General features: G+C 71.7%; 9 protein-coding genes. 2 read left to right on the top strand and 7 right to left on the bottom strand.

Going from position 1 to position 12,343, the window contains the following annotated elements:
• Positions 1 to 587 precede the first annotated feature (587 nt).
• Positions 588 to 1,478 (top strand): TIGR03854 family LLM class F420-dependent oxidoreductase, encoded by an 891-nt coding sequence (locus AB0F91_RS09480; RefSeq protein ID WP_360596249.1) that lies wholly within the window; start codon positions 588 to 590, stop codon positions 1,476 to 1,478.
• Positions 1,479 to 1,684: 206 nt separating this feature from the next.
• Here the strand turns inward: AB0F91_RS09480 and AB0F91_RS09475 are convergent, their stop codons facing one another.
• A complete protein-coding gene (locus AB0F91_RS09475; protein WP_360596248.1) occupies positions 1,685 to 3,256 on the bottom strand; it encodes an MDR family MFS transporter in 1,572 nt (523 codons plus the stop codon).
• A 63-nt stretch (positions 3,257 to 3,319) separates the two neighbouring features.
• Between AB0F91_RS09475 and AB0F91_RS09470 the strand changes: the two genes are divergently transcribed.
• Entirely contained in the window at positions 3,320 to 4,474 is a 1,155-nt protein-coding gene (locus tag AB0F91_RS09470; RefSeq protein ID WP_360596247.1) for a DUF1015 family protein, read from the top strand.
• Positions 4,475 to 4,538: 64 nt separating this feature from the next.
• Here the strand turns inward: AB0F91_RS09470 and AB0F91_RS09465 are convergent, their stop codons facing one another.
• The 6 genes from AB0F91_RS09465 to AB0F91_RS09440 are packed head-to-tail and all read right to left on the bottom strand — an operon-like array spanning position 4,539 to position 12,343.
• Positions 4,539 to 5,522 carry an amidohydrolase family protein gene (locus tag AB0F91_RS09465; RefSeq protein WP_360596245.1) on the bottom strand — a complete coding sequence of 328 codons (984 nt, stop codon included), beginning with the start codon at positions 5,520 to 5,522 and terminating at the stop codon, positions 4,539 to 4,541.
• An 11-nt stretch (positions 5,523 to 5,533) separates the two neighbouring features.
• The gene (locus AB0F91_RS09460; protein WP_360596243.1) at positions 5,534 to 6,316 is read right to left on the bottom strand and encodes a PaaX family transcriptional regulator C-terminal domain-containing protein; all 783 of its coding nucleotides are present in this window, start codon (positions 6,314 to 6,316) and stop codon (positions 5,534 to 5,536) included.
• 56 nt (positions 6,317 to 6,372) lie between these two features.
• The gene (locus AB0F91_RS09455) at positions 6,373 to 7,734 is read right to left on the bottom strand and encodes an MmgE/PrpD family protein (RefSeq protein WP_360596242.1); all 1,362 of its coding nucleotides are present in this window, start codon (positions 7,732 to 7,734) and stop codon (positions 6,373 to 6,375) included.
• Positions 7,718 to 9,460 carry a hydantoinase B/oxoprolinase family protein gene (locus tag AB0F91_RS09450; RefSeq protein WP_360596240.1) on the bottom strand — a complete coding sequence of 581 codons (1,743 nt, stop codon included), beginning with the start codon at positions 9,458 to 9,460 and terminating at the stop codon, positions 7,718 to 7,720. Before AB0F91_RS09450 ends, AB0F91_RS09455 begins: the two co-directional genes overlap by 17 nt.
• Positions 9,457 to 11,520, bottom strand: coding sequence for a hydantoinase/oxoprolinase family protein (locus AB0F91_RS09445; RefSeq protein WP_360596239.1), 2,064 nt, complete (start codon positions 11,518 to 11,520; stop codon positions 9,457 to 9,459). The genes AB0F91_RS09450 and AB0F91_RS09445 overlap by 4 nt, the downstream gene beginning before the upstream one ends.
• A 25-nt stretch (positions 11,521 to 11,545) precedes the next feature.
• The gene (locus AB0F91_RS09440; RefSeq protein ID WP_360596237.1) at positions 11,546 to 12,343 is read right to left on the bottom strand and encodes an ABC transporter permease; all 798 of its coding nucleotides are present in this window, start codon (positions 12,341 to 12,343) and stop codon (positions 11,546 to 11,548) included.

Raw genomic sequence — 12,343 nt, 5'->3', positions numbered from 1 at the left:
CGCGCCCCTGGCTGCCGGACTGTGCTTGCTCGCCTCCTGCCGCCTCAGCTGCGGCCCACCCGCGCCCCTGGCTGCCGGACTGTGCTTGCTCGCCTCGTGCCCTCTCAGCTGCGGCCCACCCGCGCCCCTGGCTGCCGGACTCTGGCCGCTCGCCTCCTGCCCCCTCAGCTTCGGCCCACACGCCCGGGCCGCCCGACTCTGCCCACTCACTACCTGCCCACTCACCTCCTGCCCACCCACTACCGACTGCACATTCCCACCCACCTCCCTGCCGAGGCGACCACCCGCGAGATCGCGCCGGCTTCCGGATGGGGCGGTGCGATCGGCCCCCGGCCGATCCGACCGCCCCATCCGGAAACCGGCTCAACGGCGATCTCGCAGGCCTCGGCGGAGCCGAGGCAATATATACAGTTCTTGTACACCTCTCCTCGAGGATGAGCGGGCTCGGAAGCCGGCCGGCGTGGACACCGGCCTACCGGGCAGAAGGCCTCCTTCCGGCCCCCATCCGGGAGGGGGCCTTCTTCCTGCGGGCATACCGGGCGGGCCTCGGTGTGTTGGCCTGCAGGAGGACTGCGGAAGGAGCACGGGTGGGCGAGGAACTGAAGATCCGGGTGGGGGTGGCGCCGGCGCCGGGGGCCGGGCCTGCGGAGTTCGCGGGGCTGGCGGAGACGCTGGAGGCGGCCGGAATCGACTCGCTGTGGCTTTCGGAGCTGGTCTACGCGCCGGAGGTCGACCCGCTGGTCGGCATGGCGCACGCGCTTGCGCGCACCACGAACCTCAAGGTGGGCACGGGCGTGGCGATCCTGCCCGGCCGCCATCCGGTGCTCGTGGCGAAGCAGCTGGTGACGCTGGCCGGGCTGGCGCCGAAGCGCGTGCTGCCGGTGTTCGGGTTGCGGCCGGCGAACGCGGCCGAACACGCGTTGTTCCCCGTGCCCGGCCCGCGCGCGGCGGTCTTCGACGAAGCTCTCACCCTGCTGCGGCTGCTGCTGGAGCAGGACGACGTGCACTTCGCCGGCGAGTTCTACCAGGTCGACGGCGTGACGATCGGCCCGCGTCCGGCCAAACGCCTCGACGTGTGGCTCGGCGGCAGCGCGCCCGCCGCGTTGCGCCGCGCCGGGCGCCTGTCCGACGGCTGGCTCGGTAGCTTCCACTCGCCTGCGCAGGCGCGGGCCGCACGCATCGCGATCCAGGAGGCCGCCGCCGAGGCCGGGCGTGAGATCGAACCCGACCACTTCGGCCTGAGCCTGCTGGTGGCGAGTGAGGGGATGCCCGACCGGATGCTGGCGGTGGCCGCGAAGCGCCGGCCCGGCACGCCCGTGACCGAGCTCGTGGCCACGAGCTGGGCCGAAGCGCGGCGCCTGCTGGAGCAGCACATCGAGGCGGGTCTTTCGAAGTTCGTGATCCGGCCCGGGCATTCGGGCGACTACGCGCGGTTCCTCGACGGTCTGCACCGTGAGCTGCTGCCGCTGCAGAACTAGCTGTGGTGTTCAGCCAGGTCGGTCGGCCGGTTGACGGCGGGCGTGGGCCCGGCCATGGGCCAGGGTGCGGTGAACGCGTTCGATTTTCCGCCGGTCGGGGGCGGTAGGGACGGGTTCGTCGGGGTGTGATGCCCGGCTGGGCCGGCTGCCGCGGGCGCCGTGCCCAATCAGCCCGACTCACCGAACAATGTGCCTGGACACCACAATTAGAACTGCAGCTGCTCCGTCTTGCGCGGCATCAGGGCCAGCGCGACGAGGCTGAGCGCGGCGACGGCGGCGATCGCCACGAACACGTTGTGGGTGGCGCCCGCCAGCGAATCGCGCACGTACTCCGCGGCCGCCGAGTGGTCGTTCTGGCCGAGGACCAGGTTGGTCGCGTCGGCGCTGTCGGGCAGGTGCCCGGCGACGGCGGCGGGCGGGTGGGCGAAGCGGTCGGCGAGGGTGGAGTTGGCGATCGCGCCGAACACCGCGGCGCCGACCGCGCTGCCGAGCGAACGGCCGAACATGTTCGTGGCCGTGACCACGCCGCGGCGTTCCCAGCCGACGCTCGACTGGCTGGCCACGATCGTGGGGCTCGAGGCCAGGCCGAGGCCGGCGCCGACCACGAACGCGGCGCCGGCCACGCTCCAGAGCGAGGTGTTCTCGCCGAGCATCGTGGTGAGCACCACGCCGACGACGAGGAGCCCGGCGCCGATGAACGCGGTGTCGCGGAACCCGATCCGCATGTAGAGCCGCCCCGACAGCGACGCGGCGATCGGCCAGCCGACGGTGAGCGCGGCCAGGGCGAACCCGGCCGTGAGGGCGTCGTGGCCGAGCACGCCCTGGGCGTAGGTCGGCAGGAACGAGCTGAGTCCCATCAGTGTCGCGCCGACGACGAGGGCGACCAGCGTGCCGCCCACGAGGGTGCGCCTCGTGAACACCCACAGCGGCAGCACGGGTTCGGCCGCGCGGCGTTCGACCAGCACGAACCCGACCAGCGCGGCCGCGGACGCGACGAAGATGAGGACGCCCACCACCGAGCCCCAGCCCCAGGCCACGCCGCCTTCCAACAGGCCCAGGATCAGTAGCGTGCAGCCGCTGATGAGCAGGCCGGCGCCCGCGTAGTCGATGCGGTGGCGCGTGCGTTCGACGCGTTCGGCGAACTTCCGGTACAGCATCCAGGCCGCGATCGCGCCCAGCGGCAGGTTCACGAAGAAGATCCAGCGCCAGCTCAGGAACTCGGAGAACACGCCGCCCAGCGCCGGGCCGAGCACGGACGCGACGGCCCACACGCCGGCCACGTAACCCTGCACACGGGCGCGTTCCTCGACGGTGTACAGGTCGCCGACCATCGTCATGCTGATCGGCTGCACGGCCCCGGCGCCGACGCCCTGCAGGGCACGCGCGGCGATGAGCACCGGCATGCTCCAGGCCGCGCCGCACAGCACCGAGCCGAGCAGGAACACGGCGATGCCGAAGAACATCACCGGCCGGCGGCCGAGGACGTCGGCGAACTTGCCGTAGAGCGGCACGGTGACCGCCTGGGTGAGCAGGTAGACCGAGAACAGCCACGGGAACTGCGAGAAGCCGCCCAGGTCGGCGACCACCGAGGGCACGGCTGTGGCGATGATCGTGCTGTCGAGCGCGACCAGCCCGGTGCTCAGCATCACCGCCGCGAGCACCGGCCCGCGTTCGGAGCGCAGGCCGACGGCGGTTTTCGTGGGCGCCGGCGTCTCGGCGGGGTGCTCATCGGCGGGGTCTCCTCGTGGTTCCCAGGGGCCGGGACAACTGTTTCGCAACGGTAAGCATTTCACGGAAGAGTGACTGTCGGACAGCCTTGGCAGGCCAGCCATGATGAGGGGATGGACACGTGGGTGCGGCCGATCCGCCGCGGGTGGGTGGTGCGCGGCGAGGTGCCGGGCCCGGACGTCGACGAGTTCGCGGAGCCCGACGCGGTGGTCACGGCCCTCGCGTCCCCCGGTGCGGCGGGCGACACGCTGCTGGCGGTGCAGCACCCGGCGCGGACACCCGCGGCGTTGGCGCGTGGCCTCGACCTGGCCGCGGCGCTGCCTTCCGCGCGGGCCGCGCTGGCCCGCATCCGGGCGCGGCACTACCGGTCGGTGGCGGGGTTCGTCGCGCCCTACCGCATCTCGGGACCGGACGGCACGGCGGTCGGGGTGCTGTGCCTGGTCGACGTCCGCGAGCTGACGGCGGGTGGCTCCCACGTGCGGCACACGGAGGAGGTGTATCCGCACGTGGTGGCCGAGCGCGCCGCGGTGCTGGCCGGCTTGGGCACCGCGACGAGTGCGGCGCTGCTGGTGCCGTCGTCCGGCGGCGAGGCGCTGACCGCGGAGGTCGAGGCGGCGTGCGCGGCCCTGGGGCGGCCGGATGTGTCCACCGTGGAGCACTCGGGGCGCCGGCACGAGCTGTGGGTGGTTCCGTCGGGGACTTTGCAGGAGCGTTTGGTCGGAGCCGCGTCGGCTGCGGATCTTCTGGTGGCCGACGGGAACCACCGGGTCGCGGCCGCTGCGCAGACGGGTTCGCTGTTGGCCTTGGTGACGGGTGGGCCGCGACTGCGCATCGGGGCGATTCACCGGGTGCTGACGGGGACGGGGTTGACGTCCGAGGCGTTGGCGTCGGCTTGGCGTGGGGTCGGGTTGGAGGTTTCGGAGGTCGCCGACGGCACTCCGCCCACTGTTTCGGGTTCGGTGGTGGTGCTGGCGCGGCCGTCCTTCTTGCGGGTGGTGCTTCCTCCGGCCGATGAGCTGACGATCGATCACGCAGTGGTGGAGCGGCTGCTCCTCGGTGAGGCCCTCGGGTTGGATCTGGACGGCCCGCACGTGCAGCCCTTGCCGGCGGGCCGCCCCGCGCCCCCGGATGCCGACGCGGTGGTGCAGCTGGCTCCGGTGGAGTTCTCGACCGTGCTGAAGGTCCACGCGGCCGGCCTGCGCATGCCGCGGAAAGCGACCTACTTCACCCCGAAGCCTCGGGGTGGGCTGGTTCTGGCGGAGATCTGAGGGTTCTCGGCGATGCCGGGGAGGCTGTGCGGCGGGAAATCGTCGCACAGTCCACAGTGGATACTCACGTCAGCCTGAACACCGACTCCGCGTTGGTCGAGTAGATCTTCGTCCGCTCCTCGTTCGACAAGGCCGACTCGTCCAGGATCGACACCGCCGCGTGGGGGCTCCAGCACGGGTGGTCGGTGCCGTAGAGGATGTTGTCGGGGCCGTAGTACTCCAGGGCCGTGCGGATGGTCAGGGACTGGGGTGCGACGGTGTCGACGAAGACGCGTTTCAAGTACTCCGAAGGCAGGTGGGGCAGGCCTTCGATGCGGGCGTTCTTGTCGATGCGCCCGGCTTGGTAGGGGAGCAGGCCGCCGGCGTGGGTTTGGACGACGCGCAGCGAGGGGTGGCGTTCCATGATGCCGCTGAAGATCAGGCGCAGCACCGTCACGCTGGAGTCGACGAGGCGGCCGATGGACCGCTGGATGCCGTCCGCGTAGCCGGTGAGGACTTCGTTGAAGGCGAGGTCCGTCGGGTGCACGATGAGGGGCACGCCGAGTTCCGCGACCCGCTCGTAGAACGGCTCCAGCCGCGAAACGTCCACCGTTTCCAAGCCGATCATCGAAGGCAGGTTCACCCCGCGCAAGTCGAGCGAGCCCACCGCGTGGTCGAGCACCTTCAACGCCGTTGCCGTGTCCTGCAACGGGATCGCGGCCGTACCGAAGAACCGGCCCGGGTGGCGGCGTTGCGCACGAGCGATTTCCTCGTTGTACGCATCTGCCTCGTCCAACGCCTCCTCCGCCGGCATCTGGTCGAGCATCCCCGCCAGCACACCGGTGGTGCAGACCACGACCGTGTCGGGGCCGGTGGCGGCAGTGGCCGCCGCGAAGCCCGCGTCGAGGTCGAACCAGACGGCCGGCAGGGGGATGAAGCCGCGGCCTTCGTTGTACAGGTACCGGTAGCCGTCGCCCACGCGTTCGGTGCGGGGAAACGAGCCGCGACTCGCCATGGTTTCGAAGTGGGACCGGGGAAACCAGTGGAAGTGGGTGTCCACCACGCGCATCGAAATTCTCCTCAGCTCATCCGGTGTTCGGCGAGGATGCCGGCGAAGATGCGGTCGGCATCGGGACGGTAGCTCTCGTGCAGGGTGCGGAACAGTTCGTGGCAGCGCGCGGCCGGCCAGTCGCCCGGCAGGTGCTCGGCGGGCAGGCGCGGGGTCTCGCGCAGCAGCTGGCGCCACGCCGACGCCAGGATCACGTCGCGGCCGAGGTCGTCGAGAGCCTCGGGCACGGGGTCGGGCACGTCCCAGGAGCGCAGGAACCGGTCGTAGCGCGCGGCCAGCTCGTCGAGGTGCCACGTGCGGGAGATCATCCCCTGCACGTCGTCGAACTTCGGGTACGCCGTGAACACCTCGACGTGCTGGTCGACGCCCGCGCCGGGCAGCTGCGCGAGGATCGCCGAGACGTCGCGCTCACCCGGCGCGAGCCACACGCCGTCGCGCAGCAGCCCGAAGCTCTCCCACGCCAGGCTCCGCCGCAGCAGGTGGCGTTCCTTGCGGTGCGTCTCCGGCAGGGAGAAACACAGGACCGTCCACGCGCCGGGCGGCTGCGGCTCCTCGCCCGTGTCGTGGAACGTCCGCTGCTGCTGCACGCGCACCACCCGCAGCCCGACCTCCGACGCGCGGAAGTACGCCGCGCGGCCCCGGCGCGAGCGGTCCAGCAGCCCGCGCTCGGTCATCCTCGACACGGTGAGCCGCGTGGCGTGCGCGGACACGCCGATCCGCGCGAGCACCTCGATGTACCCGGCGGTCGCGATCTCGGGGTTCTCCTCGAGGCAGTAGCGGCCGAGCATCGTCATCAGCACCGTCTGCGGCGTCGGCGCGCGGCTCAGGTCGGGTGCGGGTCGGTCGGTGGTCAGGACGAACCCCCTGTTCTCACGCCCGCCGCGGCGTTTTCCGGTGATCTGACGAACGTACTCTCGAGCAACGGCAGCACGTGCTCGCGCAGCACCGACACCGTCGAGGGATCCGGGCCCAGCAACGACTCCGCGACCGTCCGCGCCCGAGCCGGGCCCAGCTCGCGCTCGGCCAGCGTGACGAACTTCGCGACGATTTCGTTGTCCGGCAACGGGTTCCCCGGGTCGCCCCGCGCGTCGAGGCGATCCGCCGATACTTCCCCCGACGCAGTGGTGATCTCCACCCGCGCGCCCCACTTGGCGGGGTACGCGGCCGTGAGGTCGTCGGCCGACCCGACCTCGACGACCCGTGCCAGCTCCAGCACGGCCTCGTCGCGCAGGGCGCCGTCCTCGAAATCCCACGGCGTGCAGTGCCCCCTCAGTGCCGCGGTGGCCAGCACGAACTGGGCGCTGCCCAACGCGCTCAACGCCGAACCGAACGGCGGCGGCCGGTCGACGATCCCGGCCAGCTGCGCCGGCAACAGGCACCTCAGCCGTCGTACCGACGAAGGGGGCCAGCCACCCGCAGGACGCAGCGACAGCACCGCGTCGATCGCGCCCTGCAGGTGTTTCGCCCCCGCGTGGGGCTTCAGGCTCGTCTGCGGCAGCAGGAACGGTTCCGGCAACGCGGCTTCCGCACGCAGCAGCGGTGAACGCGGGTCGTCGAGGATGTCGAGCGGCCCCGTCCAGCCGGAGTCGGCCGCGAGGAGCGCCGTCACCGCGCGTTCCGCCGCGAACCCGGCCAGCAGGTACTTGCCGTCCGCGCGGTCCGTCGCGCCCGCGATCGACCCGCCCGCGTGCTGCGCGGCCAGCGCGATCGCCGATGCGGTCACAGCGAGCGGCCGGTCGAGGAGCACGGAAGCCGCAGCCGCACCGCCGAGCGGGGCCAGCAAGGCCGTCGGCCACCACCCTCGCCGGATCAGCCCCTCGCCCCCGATCGCGGCCGCCGCGGCCAGCGCCACCTCGTAGCCGGCCAGGAAGGCCCGCTCGAAATCCGCGGCCGACGCGGTCGAGGGCACCACCGCCAGCGTCGCCGGCAACACCACACACCCCGGGCACAGCACCGAGCCGCGGTGGATGTCGCCCGCTTCCCAGCCGTGCGCGTATACCCCGCCGAGGAACGCGGTCCGCCGCGCGCCGCCGTACTCCGTCGAAAGGGTGTGCGCGAGCCCGGCCACCGGGCCGGCCAGGGTGGTGTGGCCGGCGATCAGCGCACCGACCGCGTCGGTCAGGTGGGCCCGGGCGGCGGCCCGGACCGCGGGCGGCACCGGCCGGGAACCGACCGAGTGCGCCCGCGCGGCGAGCTCACCGACGAGCGACATCTGCCTGCGTGGCCCGGAGCCGGCCGGTCGCCGGCTCGTCCACCCGCCCGTCGGCCGTGAGCACGACGCCGTACAGCTCACGCGCGGCCTCGGCCGTCACGAAGCCGTCGCGCACGTCCTCGGCGACGTCGCCGGCCGGCCGCTCCGCCGGTGAACCCCAGCCCCCGCCGCCCGCCGTGCGGAAGGTGACCTTCGAGCCCGCCTGCAACGCCAGCCCGGTGTGCTTCTTCACGTGCTCCGGCTGTCCGCCCGGCTGGGTGACGATCGTGTCGTTGACCGCGCCCGCGTGGCCGCCGCGCAGGCCCCACGGCGGGCAGGTCGTGCGCTCGTTGGCGATGTTGGTGAACATCGCCTGCTGCGGCTCCACGTCGATCTCCAGGCCCAGCCCGCCGCGGTAGCGGCCCGCGCCGCCGCTGTCGGCGCGCAGCTCGTGGCGCGTGAACACCAAGGGGTAGCGCGCTTCCTGAATCTCGATGGGGATGTTGCGCACGTCGCCCTGGCACACCGACACGCACGCGCTCGGCCCGTCGCCGACGGGGCGCCCGCCCCAGCCGCCGCCGTTGATGTTGAGGCACACGAAGCGCGAGCCGGTCTTCTCGTCGATGCCGTGGAAGGTGAAGCCCGACATGTCGCCCTTGTGCGCGGCCGGCACCTGGTCGGGCAACGCGTCGGCCAGCGCCCGGATGATCGTGTCGACCACCGTGGGCAGCGAGATGCTCCACTGGCCCAGCGCGGCCGGGGACTTGGCGTTGAGCAGTTTCCCTTCCGGCAACACCACGTGCAGGTTGCGGAAGGACCCCTCGTCGACCGGGTGCGTCGGCAGCGTCAGCATCTTGAACGCCACCCGCGCGGCCGCGACGCCGCCCGACTTGCCGGAGTTGAGCGGCCCCTTGACCTGCTCGTTGATGTCGGAGAAGTCGATCGTGAGCTCTTCGCCCTTCACGATCACCTTGAGGTCGAGCGTGATGCGCTTGTCGAGGTCCTGGCCGTCGTTGTCCATCCACGCCGATGCCGTGTACTCGCCGTCGGCCATCTGCGCGACCGCGTGGCGCGACAGGCGTTCCGACTGGTCGCGCATCTCGGTGATACACGCCATCACCGTGTCGAGGCCGTAGCGCTCGCACAGCTCGGCGATGCGGCGCTCGCCCAGGCGGCAGGCCGCGATGGCCGCGCGCAGGTCACCCAGCGACGATTCGGGGATGCGGATGTTGTCCTTGAGGATCTGGATCACGTCGGCGTCCCACTCGCCGGCCTTCATCACCTTGATCGAGCGCAGCTGCAGGCCCTCGGAGTAGATGTCGGTGGTGGCGGTGGAGCCGAAGCCGATGCGCGAGCCGCCGATGTCGACCCAGTGGGCGCGCACCGCGGGGAACGCCACCACCTTGCCGTCGACGAAGATCGGCGTGTAGACCACCACGTTGTTGAGGTGCTGGCCCGCGACGTACGGGTAGTTCATCACCAGCGCGTCGCCGGGCTCGAAGCCTTCGAGGCCGTGGCGCTCGATGCCGTCGGCCACGGAGACGCCGAGGTCGGCCAGGAAGATCGGCAGGCCGCCGAGGTTCTGCGCGATCAGCTCGCCCTCGGTGTCGACGAGGCCCACGCAGTAGTCCTGGACCTCGAAGATCATCGGGTTGTAGGCGGCGCGGCGCAGCGCGGTGGCCATCTCGTCGGAGTAGGCCACGAGCGCGCAGCGCACCACTTCGAGCGTGACGGGGTCGATGGTCATGCGGGACTCCCCACGGAGACGACGAGTGACAGGTCGGCGGCGACGGTCAGCACGTCGCCGGAATAGAACACGACCGAGGACGTGGCTTCCTGCACCACGGCGGGGCCGGTGATCCGGTGGCCGGGCCGCAGCGCCTCGCGGTCGTAGACGGGACAGGACACGGGTTCCGGGCCGCCGCCGTGCAGGACCACGGGCCGGTGCTCGACCGGTGCCGGCTCGCCCGAAGCGGTCTCGACCTCGGCCGCGATGCCCGCGGTCGTTTCGAGTGGCAGCGAGATCACCGTGCGGACACCGACGGCCTCCACCGTCTCGTTGGCGGCGTGGTGCCCGTAGAGGCGGTTGTGCATCTCGTCGTAGAGCGCGCGGACGGCCGCGTGGTTCGCAGTGGACAGTCCCTCTTCGGGCACCGGCACCGGGATCGTGAACTCCTGGCCCTGGTAGCGCAGCTCGAGGAAGTGCTGCACCACGGGCGCGGTCGCCGGCTCGCCGACGTCGGCCCGCAGCCGCGCCCACGCCTCGGCGCCCAGCGCCTTGAGCGTGATCGCGTACTGCTCCACTGTGGACGATTCGAACTTCGCCAGGTGCGTGCGGGTGAGATCGTGGCGCACCTCGGAGTAGAGCATGCCCTTGGCCGAGAACTGCCCGGGCAGCACGGGGACCACGACCGTGCCGATGGTGAGCTCACGCGCGATCGACACGGCGTGCAGCGGTCCGGCACCGCCGGTCGCCACGAGCGCGAACGTGCGCGGGTCCTCGCCCTTCTCCACCGAAACCGCGCGCACGGCCAGCGACATCTGCGCGTCGGCGATGGTCACGATCCCGCGCGCGGCGGCCAGCAGGTCGAGGCCCAACGGCTCGGCGACATGCGTCATGATCGCGGCTTCGGCGGCCGCGCGGTCCAGCGGCATCTCGCCGCCGAGGAACCGGCTCGCGCCGAGCCGGCCGAGCACGAGGTTCGCGTCGGTCACCGTCGGGCGGTCACCGCCGCGGCCGTAACACGCGGGGCCGGGTGCCGCACCGGCGCTGACGGGGCCGACCTTGAGCGCGCCCGCGGGGTCGACCCACGCGATGCTGCCGCCACCCGCGCCGACCTCGACGATGTTCACCACGGGCAGCGCCATCGGGTGCCCGGTCGCGTACCCGCCGATGAAGTAGCCCGGGCTGATGTCGACCTGGCCGTCCTTGACCAGGCTGGTCTTGGCCGTGGTGCCGCCCATGTCGAACGAGATCAGCCGCGGCAGGTCCAGCCCGGCGGCCAGCGCCGACGCGCCGATGACGCCCGCGACCGGACCCGACTCCATCATCCGCACCGGGCTCTGCCGCGCGGTCTCGACGGACATGATGCCGCCGTTGGACTGCATGATCAGCAGGCGGCCGCGGAAGCCGCGGGCCTGCAGGCGCGTGGTCAGCGAGTCGAGGTACCGCGACACGACCGGGCCGACGTAGGAGTTGAGCACGGCCGTCGACGTGCGCTCGTACTCGCGGTACTCGCGCATGATCTGGTGCGACAGCGTCACGTACGCCTCGGGCCACAGCTCGGTGAACAAGCGGCCCAGCTCGAGTTCGTGCTCCGGGTTGGCATACGCGTGCAGCAGGCAGACCGCCACGGATTGCACGCCCGAGGACTTCAGCTCGGTGATCAGCTCGCGCGCGGCGGCGACGTCGAGCGAGGTGCGCACGCTGCCGTCCACGAGCACGCGTTCGCGCACCTCGCGGCGCAGCCGCCGCGGCACCAGCGGGTCGGGCTTGCCGAAGAACAGGTTGTACGGCTCGGACCGGTTCCCGCGGCCGATCTCGTAGACGTCGCGGAAACCCTCCGTGGTGATGAGCGCGGTGGCGGCGCCCGCGCGCTGCAGCACGGTGTTGATCGCGATGGTGGAGCCGTGGAGGAACAGCTCGGTGTCCGGCAGGTGCGCACCGAGCTTGTCAAGCCCGTCGAGCACGCCCTCCGCGTGGTCGTGCGGGGTGGTCAGGGTCTTGGCGGTGCTGAAGACGCCGTGCTCGTCCACGGCGGTCAGGTCGGTGAACGTCCCGCCGATGTCGGCGGCGATCTGCTTCACGGGGTACCTCTTTCCTGGAAAGCGGTCAGGGGAGTTCGGTGCGCCAGGAGTCGGCGAGGGATTCGAGCTTGCGGGCGCCCACGTTGAGCAGGACGCCGGCCACGATCACGACGAACACCGATGCGAGCACCTCCGTGGTGCCGAGGTGGCCGGCGAAAAAGCTGATGTTGTAGCCGATCCCGCCGTCGCCCGCGAAGAACTCGCCCACGACCACGCCGACGAGCCCACGGCCCACGCCCAGGCGCAGCCCGGCCATCACCGTCGGCACCGACGCGGGCAGGATCACCTTGCGCAGCAACGCCGTCTCGCCCGCGCCGAACGAGACGGCGGTGCGGATCAGCTTCGGGTCGACGTTGCGCACGCCCTGGGCGGAGTTGACGATCACGGGAATCACGGACATCAGGAACGTGATGGCCACGACGGTCGGGCTGCCGAGGCCGAACATCAGCACCAGCAAGGGGAACAGCGCGACGATCGGCGCGGAGTACAGGAGCCACACGTACGGTTCGACCACGTAGTCGACGTAGCGGTAGCGGCCCATCAGCAGTCCCACAGCGACGCCGACGATCGCAGCCATCCCGAAGCCGATCACCAGTTCCAGCGCGCTCGTGCCGAGGCTGCGCAGCAGCAGTCCGGAGCCGATCTGGTCGCCGAGCGAGCCCGCGATGAGCACGGGGGAGGACGTGAGGAACGGGTTCACGAGGCCGGCCCACGCGGCGATCTGCCACAGGATCGCGACCAGCACGAGGAAGCCGCCGCCGAGCACGATCGGCATGGCCTTCTCCGGCACCCGCCGCTTCCGGGCACTGACGGTGGTGGTCAT

It is taken from the genome of Amycolatopsis sp. NPDC023774 (assembly GCF_040639695.1).
Classification (GTDB): Bacteria; Actinomycetota; Actinomycetes; order Mycobacteriales; family Pseudonocardiaceae; genus Amycolatopsis.
This window is presented reverse-complemented; position numbering and strand designations above follow the sequence as displayed.